This is a genomic window from Protofrankia symbiont of Coriaria ruscifolia (genome assembly GCF_900634745.1).
Lineage (GTDB): Bacteria > Actinomycetota > Actinomycetes > Frankiales > Frankiaceae > Protofrankia > Protofrankia californiensis.
On record NZ_CAAAFR010000184.1, the window covers coordinates 28,266 to 51,181 of the forward strand.

Below are 22,916 nucleotides of genomic sequence, written 5' to 3' on the forward strand. Positions count from 1 at the left end.
GTAGTGGCTCAGGAGCCTGAGCCTCCGGCAGCGCGAAAAAACCATGATCGCGCCGCCTTTGGCCATGCGACTCGAAAACCGGAGCCTCCGGCAGCGCGAAAAAACCATGATCGCGCCGCCTTTGGCCATGCGGACAAAGACGACACAGATAGGGGCGGCGCCACGGTGAGCCACCGGGCACGCCGGAAAGGCTGAGCACACCGGCCAGGCCGGTCATGAGTAGCTCCGACGCGTGTCCGGTGCCGGTACCTGAGCGCCCTTGTAGTCGACCGGCACGCCGCCGAGCGGATAGTCCTTGCGCTGCGGGTGGCCGACCCAGTCGTCCGGCATCATGATCCTCAGTAGTCCGTCACGGCCGGAGAAGACGATGCCGAACAGGTCGTAGGTCTCCCGCTCGTGCCAGTCCGCGGTCGGCCAGACGTCCATGACGCTGGGGACGACCGGGTCGTCGTCGGCAAGGGAGACCTCTACCCGGATGCGACGGCGCCAGGTCATCGACATCAGGTGGTAGACGGCGTGCAGCCGGCGCCCGGTCGGATCATCGGGATAGTCCGCGCCGGAGACCCCGGACAGCAGCTCAAAGCGCAGGCTCGGGTCGTCCCGCAGGATCTGGGCGACCGAGAGCAGATGATCGCGCCGGACGTGCAGGGTCAGCTCCCCGCGGTCGACGACCACCCGCTCGAGGGCGTCGGTGAGCTGCGGGAAGGAGCGCTCGAGGGCGTCGTAGAGGTTGTCGGCGTCGGTGTCGCCGAACGGCCGGGAGGTCGAGGCGAGGATCGGTGGGTTACGGACCAGACCGCCGAAACCGGACGTGTCACCGGAACCGGACGCGCCGAAGGCGTCATGCCGGCGCGGTCCGCCCTTGCCCGACGCCGCGCCTGATGCCGGTACGAGCTCGCTCATGACGCGGCCTCACCGGCGGGATCGACGTCCAACGGGTTCGCGGTGGGCCGGGCGGTCCCGGAGCGCGACTCGTCGGCCGGCCCGCGGTCGACCGGTCCGCCGTCAGCCGGCGGCCTGCCATCGACCGGCCCGGAAGCCGGTGGCAGGCGCTTGGTCCGGCTGAAGACCGAGTCCGGGGCGATGGCAGCCGGTCGCCGGTCGTCCAGTGACGGCTCGACCGCTCCGGCCCCGGCCGGCGCCGGAGCACCCGCGGGAAGGCGGAACCGCTTGCGGTCGTTGACCGACAGCGTGCTGGTGTCGATGGCGCCTGCCGGCAGACCGGCCCGCGCCGTGGCCACCTCGATCGGCTTCGGATAGGGCGACTCGCCGATCTTCGTGTACGCGACCTTACCGGTGACCGTGCCAGCCAGGATCTTCTCGTGCAGCTTCAGGATCGCGTCCATAAGCATCTCCGGACGCGGCGGGCATCCCGGCAGGTACATGTCCACCGGGACGATGTGGTCGACGCCCTGCACGATGGCGTAGTTGTTGAACATCCCACCGCTGCTCGCGCAGACGCCCATGGACAGGACCCACTTGGGTTCGGGCATCTGGTCGTAGATCTGGCGCAGCACCGGAGCCATCTTCTGGCTCACCCGACCCGCAACGATCATGAGATCGGCCTGCCGGGGGCTGGCCCGGAACACCTCCATCCCGAACCGGGCGAGGTCGTAACGGCCGGCACCGGTCGACATCATCTCGATCGCGCAGCAGGCCAGGCCGAACGTGGCCGGCCACAGGGAGGACCGCCGTGACCAGTTGGCCATCTTCTCGACGGTGGTGAGCAGCAGGCCGCCGGGTAGCTTCTCTTCTAGTCCCATTCAAGGCCTCCCCGCCGCCACACGTAGGCGTAGGCGACGAAAACGGTCGCGACGAACAGCACCATCTCGACAAGCCCGAAGATCCCCAGACTGCCGAACGCGACCGCCCACGGATACAGAAAAATGATCTCGATGTCGAAGACGATGAACAGCATCGCCGTCAGGTAGAACTTCACCGGAAAGCGGTGTGGACCAACAGGCTCGCGCGACGGCTCGATTCCGCACTCGTATGCGTCGAGCTTGGCGCGGTTGTACCTCTTCGGGCCGACCAGCGCGCCTATGATCACAGATCCGATCGCGAACGCCGACGCGATCACTAAAAGTACGAGGATCGGCACGTAGTTCGACAGCATGCCGAGCTCCTCTCTGCAGGTCTGGTGCGGGACGTGGCAGTTTTCGGTTGGCAGTTAGCAGCTATCGGTTCGCGGTCGGAGTTGACCGTCGGCTACCGGTTCACGGTTGACCGCCGGTTCACGACTGGCCGCCGGTACGCGGTTGGCACGGCAGGGACGACCGGATCACGCCGTCGATGCCGGCCGCGGTCACCGGTTATGCCGAATCCGGCGCCGGTGACGCCAGGGAGCCTACGCGACGTCCGACCCGGAAGTTCGAACCGGTTTCCCGGTGGTGGTCCGGGGGCGGAAAAGGCATGATCACGTAGCCCTTGGTCCTCCAGAACGAACGGGCGTCCACGCACACCCGCCGCATGTTTCAGCCCAAGCCGATGCCGTCGACACGTCCGCCAGTTGGTTCACCGAGCGGAACCCGCATTCCGGAAAACCCGTGACCCCGCTTTCGCCAGTGCCGCCACCGCATGCTCAGGTTGCGGGCGCGAGCCGGGACATAGCGTTGATCAGGCGGTCCAGCGCATCACCTCCCCGTGGATCGGTGAGATTCGCCAGCAGCTTCAGAGTGAAGCGCATGAGCGTCGGCCGTGGCAGCCCGTAACGAGTCACCGTCCGCATCACGGTCGGGTTTCCGATCAGTTCGACGAACACCCGCCCGAGCGTGTAGTAGCCGCCGTACCGCTGGCGAAGGACGTTCGGGTATGCCTGCAACGCCCGTTCCCGCGACGGTCCCTGGGACCGGGCCAGTGCCTGTACGGTCACTTCGGCCGCAAGCCGTCCAGACTCCATCGCATAGGCGATTCCCTCGCCGTTGAACGGATTGACCACGCCACCGGCGTCCCCGACCAGCAGCAGACCGTCACGGTAGTGCGGTGCGCGGTTGAAGGCCATCGGCAGAGCGCCGCCGCGAACAGGCCCGGTGGCGTTCTCCTCGGTGTAACCCCACTCCGGCGGGAGCCCGTTGAGCCAACGCCGCAGCAGATCCTTGTAGTCGGTGTTCTGGAAGGCGCTGGTGGTGTTGAGCATGCCGAGCCCGACGTTGCTCGTTCCGTCACCCACACCGAAGATCCACCCGTAGCCGGGGAGCAGCCGGGACGCGCCGGGCTTGCCTTCCCACAGTTCCAGGTGGGATTCCAGGTAGTTGTCATGTGTGCGGGGACTGCGGTAGTACTGGCGCACCGCGACGCCCAGCGGCCGGTCCTCCCGGCGGCGAATGTTGAGCGACAACGCCATCCGCGCGCTGTTCCCGTCCGCGGCGATCACCAGTGGGGCGTGGAACACCAGCGGCTGCCCGCCGCGTCCGGCCTTGGCCTGGACACCGGTGACCCGTCCGGTGCGCTCGTCGAGGATCGGGCCGGTGACGGTGGTCTCCTCCCGCAGCCGGGCACCGGCCTTCTCGGCGTGCCGGGCAAGCAGCTCGTCGAAGTCGAGGCGGGGACGGACCAGACCGTAATCCGGCCAGTTCGCCAGCTCCGGCCAGGGTAGTTCGAGGCGGAGCCCACCACCGATGACACGCAGACCGCGGTTTCGAGCCCATCCGGAGCCGTCGCGGGCCTCGCCGACCGCACGGGCCTCGCCGGCCTCGGCGAGCGATCCGGCATGCCCCGGATGACCAGGCGGATCATCCCTGTCGTGGATGCCGGTGCTGTTGTCGGTGCCGGCGCCCACGTCCGCTCCGGTGCCGGTGTCAATGCCCATCTCGATGAGACTGCGGACGGCGCGGGGGGTCAGCCCGTCACCGCAGACTTTCTCCCGCGGGAAGCGGGTCTTTTCCAGCAGGACGACATCAAGCCCGGTCCGGGCCAGGTGACAGGCGGCCGTCGACCCACCGGGCCCGGCGCCGACAACTATGACATCGGCATGCTCGGCCTGGACCGCTGTCATGATCACACGTCTCCGGATCGCCGGTTGTATTCCCATTTGCCGCACTGCTGCCGCTCGTGAACATTTTCACGAGCGCAACGGCGAGTCTAGGCCCTGCGCCCGCCGTTGGCACAGGCGCCGGGATCGCGCCGGCTTCCGCGTCGCGCCAACCGGCCGGCGCATACCGGCGGCGTCGCACCGAGCGACAACCAGCAACGATCAACTATGATCAACAAAGCCACGAAAAGCGGCCCCAGCGGCCCCGGTGAGCCGCCGGACTCGCGGACCCACCGATCCACCGTGCCTGCCGGCGTACCCCCGAGCCTCCTCCAGAGGCTTCAAAGGGCCAAAGGCAACGCGATCATGCTTATTCCACGCTGCCAGAAGCCAAAATCCCCAGGCCATTCGCTGGATACTGGACGACGCACCGAAACACAGTGATTGATCCCGCACGCTGGGGTAGTGCGGAGCATGGGTCGCTCCGTCTCTGATGCGATCCCCTCATAGGGTTGCATCCAAGCTTGGTGCGCCGGACAGGAGCAGAGATGAGCCGCGAGACCGTGACGCTGTCCACCGCGGACGGACCCATGGAGGCCTTCGTCGCCCACCCGGTCGGCAGACCTCGAGGTGGGGTCGTCGTCGCCCAGGAGGCGTTCGGGCTCACCGACTACATCGTGGACGTGTGCGACCGGTTCGCCACCGCCGGCTGGCGCGCCATCGCACCGGCCCTCTTCCACCGCGCCGGCTCACCGGTCTTCCCCTACGACGGAGACTTCACCGCGATCCGGCCGACCATGCAGACGCTCAACAGCCTCGACATCCTGGAGGACGTCGACGCGAGCATGGCCCTGCTCGCCGACGAGGGGACCGCCGTCGGCCGTATAGCGGTGGTCGGCTTCTGCATGGGCGGGACGGTCGCGACCATCGCGGCCGTCCACCGCCCGCTGGGGGCCGCCGTCAGCTTCTACGGCGGAGGGCTCGCCGAAGGCAGGTTCGGCGAGGCACCCCTGATCGAGATCGCGCCCCGGCTCCAGGCCCCGTGGCTGGGCCTGTTCGGCGACCGTGACCAGAGCATCCCGGTGGAGCAGGTCGAGGCCATCCGATCGGCCGCACAGGACGCGCCCGCGCCCACGAAGATCGTCCGCTATCCGGACGCCGGCCACGGGTTTCACTGCGACGCTCGACCCGCCGCGTACAACGCCGCCGCGGCCGAGGATGCCTGGGCCCGCACGCTGACCTGGTTGGAGGCCCACATCCCGACCTGATCATCAAACTGATCACCGGCGCCCGGGGCGGCGCACGGTCCGGCTGTTTCCACGGCCTTCCACGGCCTTCCACGGCCCAGGCTGTCCGAGTGTCCGCGGCCCGGCCTACCCCGGCGCACCTGGTGTGTGACGACACCTGATGTCTGACGACCACACGCCGTCTGACCGCCTGGCGTCCGGCCCGCCCGGCCCGGTCAGGCTGGACGCCAGGCCCGGTGCAGGGCCACGATGCCGCCGGTGAGGTTGCGCCAGCCCACCTGAGTCCAGCCGGCACCGGCAATGTGACCGGCGAGGGCCGGCTGATCCGGCCAGGCCCGGATCGACTCGGCCAGATAGACGTAGGCGTCCGGGCTGCTGCTGACCACCCGGGCGAGGCCGGGCAGCGCTCGCATCAGGTACTCCATGTAGACCGTGCGCCCCGGCGCCCAGGTCGGACGGCTGAACTCGCAGACCACCAGGCGTCCGCCGGGACGGGTCACCCGCGCCAGTTCTGCCAGGCACGCCTCGACGTCGACCACGTTACGCAGGCCGAACGAGATCGTCACGCGGTCGAAGGAGGCCTCCGCGAACGGCAGCGCGAGTCCGTCCCCGGCGACCGGTGCGACCGTGCCGCCACCGGAGGCAGCCGGGCGGTGACGCAGGCGCCTGCGCCCGACCCTGAGCATGCCCAGGGAGAAGTCGCAGGCCACGACCGAGGCTCCGTGGGCTGCGAACGCCCACGACGAGGTACCGGTGCCAGCGGCCAGATCCAGCACCCGAAGTCCTGGACGCAGCTCCAGCGCATCTGCGGTGGCGCTGCGCCAGGTCCGGTCCAGACCGGCCGAGAGCACCGCGTTGGTGAGGTCGTAACGACGCGCGACACCATCGAACATGGCCGCGACCTCCTCCGGCCGCTTCTCCGGTCCGGCCACGCGCACCGGGGCCACGCTTCCCGTACCTCCTCTGCTTCCCGGGCTTCCCGTCCTTCCTGCCGGGCCTCCCGTACCTCCAGAGCTTCCCGGGACGGCGTTCACTGCGGCACCACCGCGGTTCCGGCACCGCCGACGGACCCGGACCCGACCGGGGGTGCGGACCCGGACCCGGACGCGGTGACGGGCAGGGAGCCGGGTGTGGTGACACCGGCGGCCAGCGGATCCGTCCGGGCGGCCGTGGCCAGCGCCACCTGCACGGCGTCCCAGTCGGTCCCGGCCCCGATCGCCGCCAGCCGCTGTCGCGTCGGGGAGTCACACAGCGCACCGGCGGCTCCGGCCTCGTACAGGTCACGGGCGGATACGCCCAAGGCCGCGGCCACCGCGTGCTCACGGCCGAGATCGGTGTCGAACATGGCCGGATCGTCGGTAGCCAGCGAGCAGCGCACCCCCGCGTCGACCAGCGCGGGCAGGGGATGCAGAGAAAGATCCGTCACCGAACGTGTCCGCAGATTGGACACCGGACACACGTCCAGGACGACGTCCCGCTCGACCAGTTCGGCCACGAGATCGGGATCGTCCAGGGCACGGATGCCGTGGCGGATGCGGCGCGCGCCCAGGGCGTCCAGCGCACCACGGATCGAGGCCGGCCCGCTGCTCTCACCCGCGTGGGGGACGGCGGCCAGACCACCGTCGGCGGCGATGGCGAACGCCCGTGCGTACGGTTCGGGCGGATGGTTGGCCTCCGGTCCGCCCAGCCCCAGGCCGACGATCCCCCGGTCGCGGAACCGGACCGCCTGGCGCGCCACCTCGCAGGCGGCCTCCGGCGGCAGGACACGGTCGACGTCAGGGGTGAGGTTCATGTGCAGGCCGAACCGTTCGCGGGCCTCGGCCACCCCGTCGGCATATCCGTTGAAGATCTCCTCCCAGGAGATCCCGCGCTGGACGCGGAACCACGGGGAGAAGATCCCCTCGACGTAGACCGCACCGTGCGCGGACGCCTCGGCCGCGTAGTCGACGACAACCTGATGGAAGTCCTCGGCGGTGCGCATCACGTGCGTGGTGAGGACCCAGATCTCGATGAAGTGGTCGAAGTCCCGAAAACGGTACAGCTCGGTGAGGCTCTCGACCGTCGTCGCCGGCAACGACTCCCCGTTACGCCGGGCCATCGCCAGCAATGTCGCCGGGCGGACGGTGCCCTCCAGGTGAACATGAAGTTCGATCTTCGGTCCAGTGGGCACGGTCACCCCGACAGGCTAGCCGGCACCTCGCGCACGGGCTCATGGGCGGCGAGGCGGTAACCCGGTCACACCGGCCAGTGGCGCCGCTGCATGCCTGAACGCCCTACATAGCTGGATACCCTACGTAGCGGAGACGATCGGCAGAGCGGTCGAGGAGAAGTGTGAGACCACCCGGTCGTCCATGGGGTCCTGCGCCGGATCACGGTGTACGACCAGATGCCGGTAGAGGGTGTCGCGCTGCGCCGGGATCCGGTCGGCCGCGCGGATCAGGTGGATGAGCTCGGCCCGGTTGGTCCGGTGCCGGGCGCCGGCAGAGGACACCACGTTCTCCTCCAGCATGACCGAGCCCAGGTCGTCCGCGCCCATGTGCAGGGTGAGCTGGCCGACCTCCTTGCCGGTCGTCAACCAGGAGCCCTGCAGGTGCGCGACATTGTCGAAGAACAGCCGGGCCACCGCCACCAGCCGCAGGTACTCGATGGTCGACGCCTGCGTGCGTCCACGCAGGTGGTTGTTTTCCGGCTGGTAGGTCCAGGGGATGAAGGACCGGAAGCCACCGGTGCGGTCCTGCACGTCACGGATCATCCGCAGATGTTCGATGCGCTCGGCGTTGGTCTCCCCGGTGCCCATCATGAACGTCGCGGTCGATTCAAGACCGAGGCCGTGGGCGGTCTCCATCACCGACAGCCACACATGTCCGGGCTCCTTCAGGGGTGCGATCGCATGCCGGGGACGCTCGGTGAGGATCTCCGCGCCCGCTCCGGCGAAGCTGTCGAGCCCCGCGTCACGCAGCCGGATGATGACGTCGGCAAAGCTCAGCCCGGACGTCCGGGCGATGTGGACGACCTCGCTGGCGCCCAGCGAATGGAGGGTCAGCTGGGGATAGGCACGTTTGATCGCCGTGAAGGTGCCCTCGTACCACTCGATACCGAAGTCGGGATGATGGCCGCCCTGGAGCATGATCTGGGTCGCGCCCAACTCGACGGCCTCGCCGCATCTGGCGACGATGTCGTCGACGTCGCGGACCCACCCCTCCTTGTGCCCGGGCGCGCGGTAGAACGCGCAGAACCGGCACGCGGTCACGCACACGTTCGTGTAGTTGATGTTCCTGTCGATGATGTACGTGGCAACGTCGTCCGGGAAACGATGGCGGCGGACGGTGTCCGCGGCTCGGCCGAGAGCGTGCAGCGGAGCCCTCATGTACAGCAACAGCGCCTCTTCGGCGGTGATTCGCCCGCCGTCCGCGGCGCGCGCGAGCACGGACGAAATCTCCGAGTCACCGGTCACCGGTGTTCTCGGAGTTGACGGATCCGCCTGCACTGACGGAAAACCACTGCCGGCATCCACAAGGCTCACCCTGTGATGGTACGGCGGGTCGCCTCGTTCTCACCGCCCTCTACGACTCACCTCCACCACATCAGCTCCGATCAGCTCCGATCGGATCCGTCGCGGATGTCGTCGACGGTGTTACGCACGCGGTCGACGACCTCGTGCTGGAAACCGTCCTCCAGGTGGGTCCAGACCTGTTCCCACAGCCGGCCCCGCTGATCGTCCCAGATACGCCCCAGCTGGTCGATGCCGGACATCACCAGAAAGATCAGCAAAAGAAGAACGATCAGCCGCTTTCCCGGTATTCGCGGCCGCAGGGGACGACGAGGACGACGGGCGCGGCGCGGCGCGAGGGGCGCCTGGGGTCGTGCACGGTCGCCCTCTCCCCAGGCGTGCGGTGGCGGCCCGGCAGCCTGCCCGCGCCCGGGGTGAACCGGTCCGCCCTGGCCAGCGGGTCGGGGGGCGCTCCCCCCGCCACCGGCCGCACCGCCACCGGCCACACCGCCACCAGAGGCCGCCGGACGGACTGCGCCACCGACAGCCGGCCGGACCGCGCCATCGGCACGGGCATACCGGCCGTCCGGCCGCGTGTCACCAGAGATCCACGTATCGCCGAGGACCTGGGTGACGGCCGCACGGGTGTCGCCCCCGGAACGCCCCCGGTCACCGAGCAACACCAGGACGAGGCGCTCGGCGGACGGACGGGCGTGCGGATCGCGGGCGAGCGTCGAGGCGACCAGTGGACGCAGGCCAGCGGGAAGATCCTCCAGGGTCGGCCGCTCGACGGCCATCCGCTGCGCCACCTCCAGCGGCGCACCACCGCCGAAGGGATGGCGACCGGTCGCGGCATATGCGATCAGCAGACCCCAGGCGAAGACGTCGGCGGGCGGGCCGACCGGCACTCCCTCCATCTGCTCGGGCGCCATCCAGCCTGCCGATCCCAGCACCAGGCCGGACCGGGTGCGCCCAACTGCCGCGTCCGCTGCCCTGGCGATACCGAAATCGATGACCCGCGGACCCGAGTAGGACAGCAGGACGTTGCTCGGCTTCAGATCGCGGTGCACGATCCCGGCGCCGTGGATGGCGGTCAGCGCGGACGCCACCCCGACCGCGACGCCCTGCAACGTCGACAGCGACAGCGGCCCGCGGCTGGTGACGACGTCGTCGAGGCGGACCCCGTCGATGTACTCGGTCACCAGGTAGGGCAGTCGAGCTCCGGGATCGGCGTCCAGGACCTGCGCGGTGCAGAAAGGCGCGACCCGCCGGGCGGCCGCCACCTCGTCGGCGAACCGTGCCCTGAACTCCGGATCGGCGGCCAGATCCGCCCTGATCACCTTCACCGCCGCTGGACGGCCGGCGGTGTCCAGGCCCAGGTAGACCACGCCCATGCCGCCCGCCCCGAGTCGACCGGTGATCCGGTACCGGCCGACCGCACCGGGGTCGTCGCGCTGGAGGGGCATGACGGCTCTCGGGTGCTCCCATCCCGGTGCCAGCCTCACGCCCGCGCCCCCGTCTGCCGTGTTTCCTCGATCATCGGCCTCCCGATCACCATCCCGGCCACGCGTCATAATCACCAACTCGCACAGGCCGACGGCTTCGACGGTAACTGTCTACTAGAGCCGAAGGCAGCGCGATCATATTTCTCTCGCGCTGCCAGGAGGCCCAAGTCCCCAGGTCACGGCCAGGGACTCGAGCCGCTGCACATGTTCGCGCGGCGCGCTGACGTCAGCGCGCGGGTTGCGACGCATCGCTGTTCGATGCGGCAGGATGAGTGAAAAAGTCTTCCGGTGGCTCCACCCGGCCCCTGCATATCTGGTCCGGCCGAGCCACATGGCAACAGGAGTCGCGTGTGGACGCACTGATCACTACTGGTCCCGACGGCTCGACATCGGCGGATGTCGACACCGACATGTTGATCATTGGTGCTGGCCCGGCCGGGCTCTTCGGTGCCTACTACGCCGGATTCCGCGGGATGTCCGTAACGTTGATGGACTCGCTTCCCGAAGCGGGCGGTCAGGTCACCGCAATGTACCCGGAAAAAATAATCTATGATGTGGCCGGGTTTCCCGCGGTACGGGGCCGGGATCTCATCACCGCCCTTGTCGCCCAGGCCGGCGCGTTCTCGCCCACCTACCTGCTCGGCCAGCAGGCAACCGAACTGACCCACGAGGCCGACGCCGTCGTGGTCACCAGCGCGCAGGGGACGCGGGTCCGGGCCAAGGCCGTCGTCATCACCGGTGGGCTCGGGACGTTCACGCCACGCCCGCTCCCCGTCGGCAGCGATCACCTCGGCCGTGGCCTGGTGTACTTCGTCCCGAAACTGGACGTCTACGCCAACGCGGACGTCGTCATCGTCGGCGGGGGCGACAGCGCCTTCGACTGGGCGCTCGCCCTGGAGCCGCTGGCACGATCGGTGGCCCTGGTCCACCGGCGGGACCGGTTCCGTGCGCACGCGCACACCATCGAGAAGGTGCTGTCCTCCAGTGTCGAGGTGCTGACGTACACCGAGGTCGCGGCCATCCACGGTGACAACCAGGTGGAAAAGGTCGAACTGGTGAACAACAAGTCCGGCGACCGTCAGGTCCGCCCGGCCCAGGCAGTCGTCGCGGCCCTCGGGTTCACCGCCGATCTGGGGCCCCTGACCCGCTGGAACCTGACCATCAACAAGCGCCACATCGTGGTGGACTCGACCATGGCGACCGGGATCGAACGAATCTTCGCCGCCGGCGACATCACCGAATACCCGGGCAAGGTACGCTTGATCGCGACCGGTTTCGGTGAGGTCGCGACCGCTGTGAACAACGCGGCCCCGATCATCGACCCGTCCGCCAAGGTCTTCCCCGGTCACAGCTCCGACGACGGCGCCGCCGCCGCCTGACGGCCCAAATACCACCACCTGACAATCACCACCCGACAACACCTGACAATTCGACAGTCAATACCTGGCGATCACCACTGGCATCTGACGGCCGGACACCGCTGTCACCGTCGATGCACCATCCGACGAACACCGTCGTTACCCGATGAACACGCCACTGGCGCAGACTGGTGGACATGCGGGGTCTACTGGTGATCGGGCACGGCTCACGGCGGGACGAGGCGAACGCGACCGTCCGCGAGGTAGCACGCCTGCTCACCACGCCTGGCCGGGCTACAACCCCCACACCCGGCCAGGCCACAACCCCTACGCCCGACCGAGTAGTAACAAGCAGTCACCCCCAGGTCCGCTGGCACGCGGTGCAACCGGCGTTCCTGGAAGTGGTCCAGCCTGACATTATCGCCGGCTACGGCAACCTGGCCGCCGCCGGCTGCACCGAGATCGTGGCCCACCCGTTCTTCCTGTTCGACGGCAACCACACGTCGCAGGACATCCCGGCTGCTCTCGTCCAGGCTCAGGAGCGCTTCCCTCACACCCGCTGGACGCTGACCGCACCGCTCGGGCTGCATCCCGGCGTGCTGACCGCTGTCACCGCCCGCATCGACGACGCTCTCACCGGCCGTTCCCTCGCCCCGAGCGGGCCCTGGTAACGGTGACGGCGGCGGTGACCGCCACAGCCAGCGGGTGGATGCCGGGTTCGGTTGCCACCGCGTCCACCCGGATGCCGGCGTGCCGGCAGGCCGCGGCGGTCCGCCGGCCCATCGCGGCCACCATGATCCCGGCTGGTAGAGGGCCGTACAGTGCAACGGTCGCACGAGCCGCGGTGGACGACGCGAACGCCGCCGCGTGCAGATCGCCGTGTCGTATCTCCTCAATGATCCGCGGATCAGGCTCGGCGACGATGTCGGTCAGGAGGCTGATCCTGCGCACCGTTTCCACTCCGGCGGGCGGCAGCGCGGATGCGCACACCGCCACTCGGGGAGTGCCGCTCGCCGAACCGGGGACGAGCAGCGGCCGGTATACGCCCTGCACGCCAACAGGCTCTGCGCCCTGCACGCCAAAAGATTCCGTGGCCTGCTCCGTCCCCTGCGGCTTTGTGCCCTGCACGCTGACGAGCGACCGGACACAGGACAGCCCGAGGGCCTCCAGCGCGACCTCCGCTTCGGGATCGGCGGCCACCAGCACGAGCCCGGCAAGCGCACGGGTGTCGCGGCCGGCCCGGCGCAGCAGCGCGACAACCGCCCCGACCTCCGCGACACCCGCCAGCACCAACGCATCCGCGCCGGCAAGCGCTGACAGCATCGGTGCCGGGTCGGTCACCGGCCCGGGACGCGAGACGGTGGTCTCCACGGCGTCCGCGCCGAGCGCGCGCAGCCGGGCGGCCAACAGACCGGGACGCGGTCTCGTCCGTGGAACAAGGACCCGGACCCCCGCCAGGGGACGGTCGGCATCGGCGCCCGCGGTTGGCGGGTCGGCGGCAGACCCCCGCATGTCACCGTCACCATTCCCGCCGTCGGAGCGGAGGAAGATCCGCGGTACCGCGTCGCGGCGGGCCGCGACGTCGCCGACCACCACGACAGCCGGTGATCGCACACCCTGCGCGACCGCGTCGACCGCGACCGCGTCGAGGGTGCCGCGCACGACCCGTTGCGCCGGTGTCGTGGCACGTTCGATCACCGCGACAGGCGTGTCGGGCGACCGTCCGCCGTCGATGAGGGCCGCGGTGACGTCGGTGAGCCGGGCGATCCCCATCAGCACGACGATGGTCATCCGGGACGCACCGAGCGCCGCCCAGTCGACGGTGGAGTCGGGATGGCCGGGTGGCAGATGACCGGAGACGACCGCGACATCCTGAGCGATACCACGGTGGGTGACCGGGATGCCGGCGTACGCGGGGGCGGCGAATGCCGCGGTCACCCCCGGGACAACCGTGCACCGCACGCCGGCGAGCCGGCACGCCTCCGCCTCCTCGCCGCCGCGGCCGAGCAGGAACGGGTCCCCGCCCTTGAGCCGGACGACCATGCAACCCTCAAGCGCCCGTTCGACCAGCAACGCGTTGACGCTGTCCTGCGTACGGGTAAGCGCGCCAGCGCTCTTGCCACTGTGGATGATCTCTGCTCCGGGCCGGACATACCCGAGAACGTCAGCCGACACCAGGCGGTCGGTGACGACGACATCGGCCACACCAAGCAGTTCCCGACCACGAACGGTGAGTAACCCCGGATCACCGGGCCCGGCCCCGACCAACCAGACCTCTCCCGAAGCCTGCGCCGACCCGTCCGCCGTCCCGGTTCCTTGGCCCTCGCTCATCCTTGCGACGCTACCGCCGCGCAGCAGCACGTCTCGGACGAACCTCAGCCGCGAGATCATATGCCAGTGACCGCGACGCCCGCCCTCCTCCTCTGGGACATCGACCGCACCCTCGTCAACATCGGCCCGGTCAGCCGGGAGATCTACGCCGTGGCGTTCCAGATCGTGACCGGCAAGCCCCTCGGCGAGCTGGCCGACATGACGGGCCGCACTGAGCGGGCTATCCTGCTCGACACGCTGCGACTCAACGGCATCTCGGACGACGAGCCGATGTTCAACGCCTTCTACGAGGCGCTGAGCGACGCCGCCCGCCAGCCTGAAGGACGGATGCGGGAGGCCGGCGCGCGGTAGCCGGGTACCCGCGAGGCGATCGCTGCTCTGGTGGCCGATGGCACCGTGCAGTCGGTGGTGACCGGCGACATCCGCTCTGTCGTGTCCACGAAACTCAACGTCTTCGGCCTGACGGTGCACCTCGACCTTGAGGTCGGCGGTTACGGGGATGACGACGGCGATCGAGCCGTGCTGGTACGGCTGGCGATCAAGCGGGCCGAGGTCAGGTACGGCGTGGCGTTCGCACCGGGTCGTGTGGTGGTCATCGGGGACACGCCGCACGGCATCGAGGGCGCCCACGGCGCCGGAGTCCGGGCGGTTGGCGTGGCCACGGGTGCGAGCAACGCCGCAGAGCTGGCGGCGACGGGAGCGGACGCCGTGCTGCCCGACCTGACCGACGTGGCGGCCGTGCGGATGGCGGTGTTCGGCGAGCTAACGGCCGACCGCTGACTTACGGCCCGACTGTGGCCAGGCGGAACCGCTCCTGGAAGTCGCGTGCCGTGGCCACGCCATCAAACTTGGGCTGGAAGCCGCCCTGGCATGAACAGAAGAAGCCGAAGTCAACGTCGCGTACAACACCGACGAACTGCCGACCGTGCCGCTCGAACAAGCCGCTCCGGAGCAAGTCAGCTCAATGATGGCTGGCAAGGTGCCGTCAGCTGCGGAGCGAACTACCTACGGGTACGCGTGGCTCACGTCCCGTAGGCCGCTCTCACACAGGCTCACCGGTCTTCCGACGCTCTCTCCAACGCACCCCGATTTCAATCATGGGTGAACCATGCATGATCAGATGGACCAACCGTGGGCACGGTCAGGGACGCCCCGTCTCTTCAGGGGGCGCATCTTCCACCGTTCCGACGAACGCTACACGGCGATCTTCATCTGTGCGGCTAGATCAGCCAAGCCCGAGTTCCGAGCCCATCGAACCCCTCGCGAGTCGAGAAGGTCGCGAACAAGGCGACGGGCCAGCCGCTGGTTCACCAGCCATTCGGGCGCGGCCTTCCGGGCCTTCATGATTGTTTCGTTGGCATCCGCATACCGCCGGTTCTCAAGTTCAGCCTCAGCGACTGTCAGCAGATGCCGTTCCCAGGTAGCCCCCCAATTCCATTTTCTTATCATTGTGGATGCTGCGAGGTTAAGTGCTCGATCGGACTCACCGACTACCATTGCGGACTCAATCTCGATTGCGGACGCCATGCTCGAGCTGAACATCGTCTGGTAGGGTTCCAGACTCATTTGACTATCCCCGAGCCTTACGGCGGCAGCGCGCGCCAGCGACAGATGCTCCGCGGCATAGGTCGGCCGGTTATTTACGCGCTGCCGCGGAAGACGCCTGCAGGTGAAGGCGTCCCCAAGTCCCTAGCCGGACGCGGTCCACAGTACTCATTCTCGGTTCTATGGACGACGCGAGCCTGGCAGCGGTTTGTTCCGCCTCAACGAAACGTGCTTGTCGTATCAGAATCCAGTTCAGGCTGTCGCCGCACGTGACATAGAGGACTTCGTCTCCCGTTTTCTCTGCGTACAGGAGTGATCGGCGGACGGCTTCATAAGCCAGATCTTCATGGCGAAGCTGGATGAGAGTACGCGCCGCCGTGGATGCTGACGTGCCGCGTCCGGTGAGCGCGACGGGTACACCGTCATCGCTGGGTCAGTGACCAGCGTTCACGTCGCCCGGCGAACGCTGCGCCTGCGACGTCCAACTCGTCCTCGCCCTCGCTCGAACACAGCCACCTTCGTAGTTGGGGCCGGGTTCCACACCGCGTGGCACCGGCAGGAACGGCTCAGCTGTCCCGCCGCGTACGCCAGTGCCTCGCTACACTGTCTGCCCTGTGGACGACGCGGCGGAGCTGAACCGGGCGCGGTGGGACGAGCTGGCGCGCCTGCACGGGCAGGACGACTACTACGACGTCGCGGGCTTTCTCGCCGGTCGTTGCATGCTGAGCGCACGGGAGCGGGAGGAGATGGCCGCGGCGGTAGGGTCCGTCTCCGGTGTCGATCTCCTGCACGTGCAGTGCCATTTCGGGTTGGGGACGCTGTCGTGGGCCCGGCTCGGCGCGCGGGTCACCGGTCTGGACTTCTCGCCCGTTGCGGTGGAACGTGCCCGATCGCTCGCCACCACCGCGGGGATCGACGCGCGGTTCGTCCAGGCGGACGCGCAGCGGCTGCCGGCGGACCTGGCTGGCTCGTTCGACGTCGTCTTCGCCTCCTACGGTGTGCTGTCCTGGATCGCCGACGTGACGGCCTGGATGTCCGCTGCGGCCACGGCGCTGCGTTCCGGCGGTGTCCTGGTGCTGGTGGACGGGCACCCGCTGACACAGATGATCGACTCGGTCGACCCCGTCAGGTTCGACTTCCCCCACCAAGGAGGCGCCGCCCATCGTCTCCGGTCGACGGCGTTCTACGCGAGCAGCGCCACTCGTCTGGAGACGACGGAGACCGTGCAGTACCCCCACGGCCTAGGCGAGATCGTGACCGCCGCGGCAGACGCCGGATTGCGCGTCGAGGCGCTCACCGAGTACCTCGATGCCGACGGCCCGGAGGGGCGCGAGGAGCAGATGGTGCGTGGGCAGGACGACCGTTGGCGGCTGATCCTCACCGGTCAACCTGTCCCGGTGCAGTACTCGCTGCGCGCCACGTTGAAAGATGAACACGTCCAGTAGCTGACCGTCGGGCTCCGCTCCCGCCAGCAACAGCAAAAACTGCTCAACCGTCCCCGCCGCGCGGCTCACAGTTCTGCTCACATGGCTGCCGTGGGCGGCCGATACCGCCCCGGCAACCGCATCAGGAATCCACAGTGTTAATGAACGGTCGCACCAAGGACCGTTGGCCGAGTACGGTTACCACCGGATCCACGGGACAAGAATCGACCGACAGGGGTCAAACGAAAAGGAGCCGGGCGAAAAGGTCAGTGGATGCCGCATTCGGTCTTGGTCGAGCCGATCCAGCGGCCTGCGCGCCCCTGGCCGCGTTCGGTGCACGGCCAGCAGCCGACCGAGTCGTAGCCGTCGGACAGCAGCGGGTTGACGATGACCCCATGCTCCTGAACGTAGCGGTCGACGTCCTCGTCCCTCCATGCCGCCAACGGGTGGACCTTCACCTTGCCGCGGCGTTCGTCCCACCCCACGACCGGCAGGTTCTTGCGCCCGGCGCTCTCGGCCCGCCGCGAACCCGCCGCCCATGCCCGGTACGGCGCGAGCGCCCGGTCCAGGGGCACGACCTTACGCATCCGGCAGCACTGGTCCGGGTCACGCTCGAAAAGCTTCGGCCCGTACACGGCGTCCTGACCGGCTACGGTCAGCTGTGGGCCAATGCTGACCAGTGGCAGATCGTAACGGTGTGCGACCGCGTCCCGGGTGCCGACCGTCTCGGCAAAATGGTAGCCGGTGTCGATGAACACTACCGGGACGTCCGAGCGGATCCGGGAGAGCATGTCGACGAGCACCGCCTCGGCCATGGACGCGGCGACAGCGAACTTCGTACCGAACTGCTCCACCGCCCAGCTCAGGATCTCCTCGGCCTGCGCGCCCTCCAGTTCGTCACCGGCACGTAGGGCCCGAGCCTTCAACGCGGTATCCATCAGCGCCTCTCCTCCGTTGCTGCGACGACTCCCTGTTCAAAGGACGGGACGGCGTGGGCTGCGGCCGGCGTCACCGCAACCGCAAGCGCGGTCAGACTCAGTCGGAACGCCCGCCGGCAGCTACCACACGACCACTGGCCATGACCCGACCCGGCGGACACATCCCCGACCGGCAGGTAGGGGACGAGGTCCTCCTCGCCGCAGTACGGGCAGTAGAACGGGACCGAATGAGCGCTAGCCATCGCCGCCTCCGAGCCGCCCGTTGCCCAGCGCATCGGTACCCGCCGCCGAACCGGCTCCGCCGGACGTATCACCGCCGGACGCGCGAACCCCGCCAGCAGTGCCATCACCGGAGCCGCCGCCGCGGGATCCGGTGCCACCGGAGCCGCCGCCGCGGGACGCACGGCCCTCGCTGGACGAAACGGCGAGCACGGACTCGTCCACCCGTTCCACCCAGTCCGCGAAGGACTCACCCTCGCCACGGCCGACGGAATAGGCGCGGAGCAGTCCGTCGACGTAGTCGACGACCCCGGCAGAGGTGACCTTCAACCCCCGGGACTTCCGGCCGAGCCGTGACCGGGTGCCGAGGTGACCGCCGAGATGGACCTGGAACCCCTCGACGAGTTCCCCGGAGGCGTCCGGGACCAGGGAACCCTTGAGCCCGATGTCGGCGACCTGGAAACGCGCGCAGGCATTGGGGCATCCGTTGACGTGGATACCGATCGGCTCGGTGAAATCCGGCAGGCGGCGTTCAAGTTCGTCGATCAACGAACCGGCCTTCGCCTTGGTCTCGACGATAGCGAGTTTGCAGAACTCGATACCGGTGCAGGCCATGGTGCCGCGCCGGAACACACTCGGCCGCACGACCAGGTCGAGCGCGGTGAGTTCGGCCTCCAGCTCGTCGGCCCTGGCCGGGTCGACGTCGAGGATGACCAGCTTCTGCGTGGTCGTCGCCCGGATGCGACCGGCGGCGAAACGGTCGGAGAGATCCGCGACCGCGGTGAGCGCGGTACCGGTGAGCCGCCCGGCGCGGGGGGCGAACCCGACCGCGAGGCGGCCATCGGTCTGCTGGTGGACGCCTATGTGGTCGCGCCCCTCGTTGCGTGGCGGCGCCGGCGGCGGGCCGTCGGGCAGCGGCGCGGTCAGATACTCCTTCTCCAGGGTGGCTCGGACCCATTCGGGCCCCATGTCGGCCACCAGGAACTTCAGCCGGGCCCGGGTACGCATCCGCCGGTAGCCGTAGTCCCGGAACAGGCTGGCCACGCCATGCCAGACCTCGGCGACCCGGCCGGGGGTCACAAAGGTGCCGAGCCTGACCCCGAGCTTGGGGTTCGTCGACAGGCCGCCACCGACCCACAGGTCGTAGCCGGCGCCGAGTTCGGGGTGGACGGCCCCGACGAACGCGATGTCGTTGATCTCGTGCAGTGTGCAGTGGTCGGCACAGCCGGAGATGGCGCTTTTGAACTTGCGCGGCAGATTGCTCAGGGACGTGTCGCCCACATAGCGCCGGACCGTCTCCTCGATCACCGGGGTGGCGTCGATGACCTCGTCGCCGTCGACGCCGGCCAACGGGCATCCCAGGATGACGCGGGGAGTGTCACCGCACGCCTCGGCCGTCGTCATCCCGGCGCCCTCGAGCGCCGCCCAGATCGCCGGAACGTCCTCGATGCGGATCCAATGGAGCTGGATGTTCTGACGGTCGGTGACGTCGGCGACGTCCCGCCCGTAGCGGGTGGAGATCCCGGCGATGACGCGGAGCTGATCGCTGGTCAGCCGGCCGCCGTCGAGGCGGATGCGCTGCATGAAGAACGGGGCGTCGAGCTCCTCGGGCTCGAGGACGGCCGTCTTGCCGCCGTCGATGCCCTCCCTGCGCTGGGTGTACAGCCCCCACCAGCGGAACCGCCCCCGAAGGTCCTGGGGGTCGATACCGGCGAAGCCCGTGTAGGGGTAGCGGTTGAGGATCCGGTCCCGGACGGCGAGGCCGTCCTGGTCCTTCTTCATCCGCTCGTTGGGATTGAGGGGTTCCAGGTGACCGAGCGCCCACTGACCCTGTCCCTTCGGGCGGGACGGACGCGCGGAACGGGAACGTGCAGGGGTGGTCATCAAATCTCTCGCAGCCGGGTGCAGGATGCGCCGACAACGGTGGCGCGGCGGGAAGGTCAGATGTGACGCGGACAGACCGCGCTCGCGACCCTGAGCAGGTCGACGTGCAGTCGCGCAACCAGTCCGAAGTCCACCAGCGCACAGTCTGCGCGCACAAGGCCCGCCCGACGGACATCCGGGCCGAAGTCCGTCATGCCTGAACTGGGCAGACGGAGATCCGGGCGCGCGGTCACACGCCCTATGCTTTCACATCGGGCACCCACAAGACAGCTACTGCACCCAAAATCAGGATAAGGCTACGGAGCGTCGAAAATCCGGGGTGGCCGCCTGCCGGCAACCCGCACCGCACGATTTCATTGTTCAGCGGATCGGTGGGTAAAGGGGTCAACGGCGGTAAACGGGTCAACGGTTGAGTGATTCAGCGGTTCAGCGCCGGGTGGACCGGCTTACGGCGACCGGGGCGGGAGCACGTCCACACACCTCCCGCAGGCGGTCGACCAGGCTGTCCACGGCAAGGCCCTTCTCGATCAGGGCATGCGCGCCGAGTGCCGAAGCCTGTTCGCCGAGAGCCTGCTCGGAGAATCCGGTGAAGATGACCACTCGAGCCCGGGGGGCGACCCGGCGAACCGCGGGCAACGCAGCAAGGCCGTCCATGACGGGCATGGCGACGTCGAGCAGGACCAGGTCGGGTTCGGTACACGAAACGATCTCAATTGCTTCGGCCCCGTCCCTGGCCTGGCCGACGACCACGAAGTCGGGCTCCATGTCCAACAGGAGACAAACGAGATCGCGCACACCATCGGCATCGTCGGCCACCACGACGCGGACGGCATCCTGCGCACCTGGCTCTCCGTCCATATCCGACGTTCTACGCCGCGCCGGCACCACCCGCCCATCGTCATTCAGGATGGTTTCCGGAGCTAGCCCCTATCGAATCCCACGGCGGCGGGGCACCCGCCGGCACAAGACGTCCCACAATCACGAGACATCCCGCAATCGCCCCTGTTCACAATTGCGAAACGATGTGAAACGGTTCCTTGCGGATTGTCATCGATGTCCGGCGGGCCGGCAACACCGATGATGGTTGCCGGCAACTTCCAACACACCCGTACCGGCAGCACCCACAGCAGCGTCCGGGCAACGGGTTCCCGCGAGATTCCGCATGTGACTATCAGCATGACCACCCGCGCGAAGAGGGCGTACCGCCGCGGACAACAGGGCGCGCCGACACGAACAACAGGCCGTATCACCGCGGACAACAACCGGCGGCCGTGCGTATACCTATACCCGTTCGCCTGTTCCTACCCGCTCGTACCTACTCGCCGGCGAATATCACGTTCACGCCCGGTGGGACAGCATCTCGCGCCGCCGCCTGCCGGGCGAAAGCCATTATTCCCTCGAGCTGACGCTCCCCCAACGAAAAGTCCAAAGTCGTGAAGTACCGCGTCAACGTCGCCACGTCGAACACCTCCCAGCGCGCCGCATGCCGGGCTACGACGTCCACCTGGCGTAACGCGAGATCAAGACTGCCGCGAAAGGCGTCGTGAACCTCCTTGACCACCCCCGGGCGGACCTGGGCGAAGTCACGGCGTGCCGCCCATACCGCGAACACCATCGGCAACCCCGACCAGTCCCGCCAGGCCGCACCCAGATCGACGATGTGCAGCGGATGCGCATCCCCGGCGCGCTCGGCGTCATAGGTGGCCCGCAATGCCACGTCACCGATCAGTACGGCTGCGTCGGCCTCGCGCAACATCAGGGGGAGGTCGGGCGGCATGCTCGTGTAGGTCGGGTGCAGCCCCAGCCGATCCTCCAGCAGCATCTGCGCGAGCAGCACACTCGTCCGCGACGTGGAACCCAGTGCGACCGATCGGATCCGGTCCAACGGTACGGAGCTCACGAGCACCACCGACAGCACCGGACCGTCGGAACCGACCGCGATGTCCGGCAGGACGACGAGGTCGTCGGCGTGCCGCAGATACTCGACCAGGCTGATCGGGCCTATATCGAGATCGCCCGCCACCAGCGCCTCATTGAGCCGGTCGGGGGTGTTCTTGGTCAGTTCGACGTCCAGCACCGCCCCGGAATGCACCAGACCCCAGTAGAGCGGGAGACAGTTGAGAAACTGGATGTGGCCGACCCGCGGGCGCATCGGTACGGGCGCCTGTGCGGGCGACCGGCTCTGGGCCGGCAGCGACGACACCGCCGCGTGCGCCCCCGCCTGGTCGGTCGCCTGTGCGACTTCGCGCTGTCGTGCGACGTCGTGATGTGCGACGTCATGATGCGCGACGTCATGACGTCGAGGGGGCTCGCCGGTCAACGCAGCCAACCGCGTCGTTGCGCGAGGGCACCGAGCACCGCCCGGCGCTGGCGAATCGCCAGCGGATAGCTCACGAGCCCACTGAGGACCACCGCAACGGCAAAGCCCAGCAGCCAGTGCGCTCCCAGGGCCAGCACGGCCGTCAGCACGGCGGCGAAGATGACGGCCCGCAACGCGAAGTAGCGGGCGTTGATGGCGAGCAGACCCGGCCTCGACGACGACCCGGACGATGACGGCGACGGCCCGGACAGTTCCTGGGGCAGCGCCCGCCCCGAGCTGTCCGCCATCCTCTTATGAAGATTCACGAATCCTCCCGGTTCCCGGCGTCCGGACACACGCGGCCGGTTCATCCCATCTCACTGTCATCTCGGCCGGCGGGCACGCCGGGGCACCCAGCCCAGACGTTGCAGCAGGGACGGATACAGCCCCAGACAGACAAACATCAGCAGCAGGCCGAGCAGGCCGGACGGGCCGATCGCCAGACCGGCGAGCCGCAGCAGGGCATACCCAGCCACACCCGGCAGGAGAATCACCAGGAAGGCCAGCGTGAAGATGGAGCCGATCCCCACGGATCCCTTCGGCCGGGCACGGCGCCCCGGCGGGGCCGATTGTGACGTCCGCTCATCTCGGTCGTCCAGCTGGTCACTATCCATGATCGCGCCGCCTTTGGCTAGCAATCTTCCCA

22 protein-coding genes and 1 pseudogene are annotated in these 22,916 nt (G+C 68.6%); 6 read left to right on the forward strand and 17 right to left on the reverse strand.

All coding sequences use genetic code 11. The features are described from left to right. Nucleotides 1-213: 213 nt before the first annotated feature. From CV1CTNOD_RS21090 to CV1CTNOD_RS21105, 4 genes are all read right to left on the reverse strand, one after another. Nucleotides 214-903, reverse strand: coding sequence for an NADH-quinone oxidoreductase subunit C (locus CV1CTNOD_RS21090; RefSeq protein ID WP_131787707.1), 690 nt, complete (start codon nucleotides 901-903; stop codon nucleotides 214-216). Beyond that, nucleotides 900-1,763, reverse strand: coding sequence for a NuoB/complex I 20 kDa subunit family protein (locus CV1CTNOD_RS27980; protein WP_347402967.1), 864 nt, complete (start codon nucleotides 1,761-1,763; stop codon nucleotides 900-902). Before CV1CTNOD_RS27980 ends, CV1CTNOD_RS21090 begins: the two co-directional genes overlap by 4 nt. Continuing rightward, nucleotides 1,754-2,113, reverse strand: coding sequence for an NADH-quinone oxidoreductase subunit A (locus CV1CTNOD_RS21100; protein ID WP_131768660.1), 360 nt, complete (start codon nucleotides 2,111-2,113; stop codon nucleotides 1,754-1,756). The genes CV1CTNOD_RS27980 and CV1CTNOD_RS21100 overlap by 10 nt, the downstream gene beginning before the upstream one ends. Nucleotides 2,114-2,581: 468 nt before the next feature. Beyond that, nucleotides 2,582-3,994 (reverse strand): geranylgeranyl reductase family protein, encoded by a 1,413-nt coding sequence (locus tag CV1CTNOD_RS21105; RefSeq protein WP_131787708.1) that lies wholly within the window; start codon nucleotides 3,992-3,994, stop codon nucleotides 2,582-2,584. 524 nt (nucleotides 3,995-4,518) lie between these two features. Here CV1CTNOD_RS21105 and CV1CTNOD_RS21110 point away from each other — a divergent pair. Beyond that, the gene (locus CV1CTNOD_RS21110; RefSeq protein ID WP_131787709.1) at nucleotides 4,519-5,238 is read left to right on the forward strand and encodes a dienelactone hydrolase family protein; all 720 of its coding nucleotides are present in this window, start codon (nucleotides 4,519-4,521) and stop codon (nucleotides 5,236-5,238) included. Between the two features lie 194 nt (nucleotides 5,239-5,432). Here the strand turns inward: CV1CTNOD_RS21110 and CV1CTNOD_RS21115 are convergent, their stop codons facing one another. From CV1CTNOD_RS21115 to CV1CTNOD_RS21130, 4 genes are all read right to left on the reverse strand, one after another. Further along, nucleotides 5,433-6,110 carry a demethylmenaquinone methyltransferase gene (locus CV1CTNOD_RS21115; RefSeq protein ID WP_431607166.1) on the reverse strand — a complete coding sequence of 226 codons (678 nt, stop codon included), beginning with the start codon at nucleotides 6,108-6,110 and terminating at the stop codon, nucleotides 5,433-5,435. 137 nt (nucleotides 6,111-6,247) lie between these two features. After that, nucleotides 6,248-7,393: an adenosine deaminase gene (gene add / locus CV1CTNOD_RS21120; RefSeq protein WP_431607165.1), complete on the reverse strand. Its 1,146-nt coding sequence runs from the start codon at nucleotides 7,391-7,393 to the stop codon at nucleotides 6,248-6,250. Between the two features lie 114 nt (nucleotides 7,394-7,507). Beyond that, the gene (mqnC, locus tag CV1CTNOD_RS21125) at nucleotides 7,508-8,671 is read right to left on the reverse strand and encodes a cyclic dehypoxanthinyl futalosine synthase (protein ID WP_278043962.1); all 1,164 of its coding nucleotides are present in this window, start codon (nucleotides 8,669-8,671) and stop codon (nucleotides 7,508-7,510) included. Nucleotides 8,672-8,811: 140 nt separating this feature from the next. Beyond that, nucleotides 8,812-10,173: a serine/threonine-protein kinase gene (locus tag CV1CTNOD_RS21130; protein WP_131787710.1), complete on the reverse strand. Its 1,362-nt coding sequence runs from the start codon at nucleotides 10,171-10,173 to the stop codon at nucleotides 8,812-8,814. A gap of 449 nt (nucleotides 10,174-10,622) precedes the next feature. Between CV1CTNOD_RS21130 and CV1CTNOD_RS21135 the strand changes: the two genes are divergently transcribed. Further along, nucleotides 10,623-11,591, forward strand: coding sequence for an FAD-dependent oxidoreductase (locus CV1CTNOD_RS21135; RefSeq protein WP_131787784.1), 969 nt, complete (start codon nucleotides 10,623-10,625; stop codon nucleotides 11,589-11,591). Between the two features lie 176 nt (nucleotides 11,592-11,767). Next, complete coding sequence (locus CV1CTNOD_RS21140) at nucleotides 11,768-12,241, forward strand: sirohydrochlorin chelatase (RefSeq protein WP_131787711.1); 474 nt, start codon at nucleotides 11,768-11,770, stop codon at nucleotides 12,239-12,241. On the opposite strand, the gene cobA is transcribed toward CV1CTNOD_RS21140, so the two are convergent. Continuing rightward, nucleotides 12,204-13,901 (reverse strand): uroporphyrinogen-III C-methyltransferase, encoded by a 1,698-nt coding sequence (cobA, locus tag CV1CTNOD_RS21145; RefSeq protein WP_131787712.1) that lies wholly within the window; start codon nucleotides 13,899-13,901, stop codon nucleotides 12,204-12,206. The genes CV1CTNOD_RS21140 and cobA overlap by 38 nt on opposite strands. Nucleotides 13,902-13,967: 66 nt before the next feature. Between cobA and CV1CTNOD_RS27985 the strand changes: the two genes are divergently transcribed. The 3 genes and pseudogenes from CV1CTNOD_RS27985 to CV1CTNOD_RS21155 all read left to right on the forward strand — a co-directional run bounded on the left by CV1CTNOD_RS27985 (nucleotide 13,968) and on the right by CV1CTNOD_RS21155 (nucleotide 16,891). Continuing rightward, on the forward strand, nucleotides 13,968-14,252 hold the full coding sequence (locus CV1CTNOD_RS27985) for a hypothetical protein (protein ID WP_347402968.1): 285 nt from the start codon (nucleotides 13,968-13,970) through the stop codon (nucleotides 14,250-14,252). A gap of 12 nt (nucleotides 14,253-14,264) precedes the next feature. Beyond that, nucleotides 14,265-14,681, forward strand: a pseudogene (locus CV1CTNOD_RS27990) (HAD family hydrolase); the annotation flags it as partial. A 1,379-nt stretch (nucleotides 14,682-16,060) separates the two neighbouring features. Then, a complete protein-coding gene (locus CV1CTNOD_RS21155; RefSeq protein WP_131787713.1) occupies nucleotides 16,061-16,891 on the forward strand; it encodes a class I SAM-dependent methyltransferase in 831 nt (276 codons plus the stop codon). Between the two features lie 245 nt (nucleotides 16,892-17,136). Here CV1CTNOD_RS21155 and CV1CTNOD_RS21160 read toward each other — a convergent pair whose 3' ends face one another. The 8 genes from CV1CTNOD_RS21160 to CV1CTNOD_RS21190 form a co-directional block, all read right to left on the reverse strand. Further along, on the reverse strand, nucleotides 17,137-17,808 hold the full coding sequence (locus CV1CTNOD_RS21160; RefSeq protein WP_131787714.1) for a phosphoadenylyl-sulfate reductase: 672 nt from the start codon (nucleotides 17,806-17,808) through the stop codon (nucleotides 17,137-17,139). After that, complete coding sequence (locus CV1CTNOD_RS21165) at nucleotides 17,808-18,050, reverse strand: hypothetical protein (protein WP_131787715.1); 243 nt, start codon at nucleotides 18,048-18,050, stop codon at nucleotides 17,808-17,810. Before CV1CTNOD_RS21165 ends, CV1CTNOD_RS21160 begins: the two co-directional genes overlap by 1 nt. Then, nucleotides 18,043-19,911: a nitrite/sulfite reductase gene (locus tag CV1CTNOD_RS21170; RefSeq protein WP_131787716.1), complete on the reverse strand. Its 1,869-nt coding sequence runs from the start codon at nucleotides 19,909-19,911 to the stop codon at nucleotides 18,043-18,045. Before CV1CTNOD_RS21170 ends, CV1CTNOD_RS21165 begins: the two co-directional genes overlap by 8 nt. A 56-nt stretch (nucleotides 19,912-19,967) precedes the next feature. Next, nucleotides 19,968-20,144 carry a putative leader peptide gene (locus CV1CTNOD_RS25070; RefSeq protein ID WP_165485655.1) on the reverse strand — a complete coding sequence of 59 codons (177 nt, stop codon included), beginning with the start codon at nucleotides 20,142-20,144 and terminating at the stop codon, nucleotides 19,968-19,970. Between the two features lie 193 nt (nucleotides 20,145-20,337). Next, the gene (locus tag CV1CTNOD_RS21175; RefSeq protein ID WP_131787717.1) at nucleotides 20,338-20,769 is read right to left on the reverse strand and encodes a response regulator transcription factor; all 432 of its coding nucleotides are present in this window, start codon (nucleotides 20,767-20,769) and stop codon (nucleotides 20,338-20,340) included. Nucleotides 20,770-21,226: 457 nt separating this feature from the next. Beyond that, entirely contained in the window at nucleotides 21,227-22,063 is an 837-nt protein-coding gene (locus CV1CTNOD_RS21180) for a menaquinone biosynthetic enzyme MqnA/MqnD family protein (RefSeq protein ID WP_131787785.1), read from the reverse strand. A gap of 164 nt (nucleotides 22,064-22,227) precedes the next feature. Continuing rightward, nucleotides 22,228-22,536 (reverse strand): hypothetical protein, encoded by a 309-nt coding sequence (locus tag CV1CTNOD_RS21185; RefSeq protein ID WP_242606892.1) that lies wholly within the window; start codon nucleotides 22,534-22,536, stop codon nucleotides 22,228-22,230. Between the two features lie 57 nt (nucleotides 22,537-22,593). Continuing rightward, nucleotides 22,594-22,884, reverse strand: a complete 291-nt coding sequence (locus CV1CTNOD_RS21190) for a hypothetical protein (protein ID WP_242606907.1) — start codon at nucleotides 22,882-22,884, stop codon at nucleotides 22,594-22,596. Nucleotides 22,885-22,916: the final 32 nt, after the last annotated feature.

What these genes read in the sequence shown, in the direction of transcription:
- CV1CTNOD_RS21090 (WP_131787707.1), bottom strand. Translation starts at nt 903, where the DNA reads ATGAGCGAGCTCGTACCGGCATCAGGCGCGGCGTCGGGCAAGGGCGGA.
- CV1CTNOD_RS27980 (WP_347402967.1), bottom strand. Translation starts at nt 1,763, where the DNA reads ATGGGACTAGAAGAGAAGCTACCCGGCGGCCTGCTGCTCACCACCGTC.
- CV1CTNOD_RS21105 (WP_131787708.1), bottom strand. Translation starts at nt 3,994, where the DNA reads ATGACAGCGGTCCAGGCCGAGCATGCCGATGTCATAGTTGTCGGCGCC.
- CV1CTNOD_RS21110 (WP_131787709.1), top strand. Translation starts at nt 4,519, where the DNA reads ATGAGCCGCGAGACCGTGACGCTGTCCACCGCGGACGGACCCATGGAG.
- CV1CTNOD_RS21115 (WP_431607166.1), bottom strand. Translation starts at nt 6,110, where the DNA reads ATGTTCGATGGTGTCGCGCGTCGTTACGACCTCACCAACGCGGTGCTC.
- CV1CTNOD_RS21130 (WP_131787710.1), bottom strand. Translation starts at nt 10,173, where the DNA reads ATGCCCCTCCAGCGCGACGACCCCGGTGCGGTCGGCCGGTACCGGATC.
- CV1CTNOD_RS21135 (WP_131787784.1), top strand. Translation starts at nt 10,623, where the DNA reads ATGTTGATCATTGGTGCTGGCCCGGCCGGGCTCTTCGGTGCCTACTAC.
- CV1CTNOD_RS21140 (WP_131787711.1), top strand. Translation starts at nt 11,768, where the DNA reads ATGCGGGGTCTACTGGTGATCGGGCACGGCTCACGGCGGGACGAGGCG.
- cobA (WP_131787712.1), bottom strand. Translation starts at nt 13,901, where the DNA reads ATGAGCGAGGGCCAAGGAACCGGGACGGCGGACGGGTCGGCGCAGGCT.
- CV1CTNOD_RS21160 (WP_131787714.1), bottom strand. Translation starts at nt 17,808, where the DNA reads ATGGATACCGCGTTGAAGGCTCGGGCCCTACGTGCCGGTGACGAACTG.
- CV1CTNOD_RS21165 (WP_131787715.1), bottom strand. Translation starts at nt 18,050, where the DNA reads ATGGCTAGCGCTCATTCGGTCCCGTTCTACTGCCCGTACTGCGGCGAG.
- CV1CTNOD_RS21170 (WP_131787716.1), bottom strand. Translation starts at nt 19,911, where the DNA reads ATGACCACCCCTGCACGTTCCCGTTCCGCGCGTCCGTCCCGCCCGAAG.
- CV1CTNOD_RS21175 (WP_131787717.1), bottom strand. Translation starts at nt 20,769, where the DNA reads ATGGACGGAGAGCCAGGTGCGCAGGATGCCGTCCGCGTCGTGGTGGCC.
- CV1CTNOD_RS21180 (WP_131787785.1), bottom strand. Translation starts at nt 22,063, where the DNA reads ATGCGCCCGCGGGTCGGCCACATCCAGTTTCTCAACTGTCTCCCGCTC.
- CV1CTNOD_RS21190 (WP_242606907.1), bottom strand. Translation starts at nt 22,884, where the DNA reads ATGGATAGTGACCAGCTGGACGACCGAGATGAGCGGACGTCACAATCG.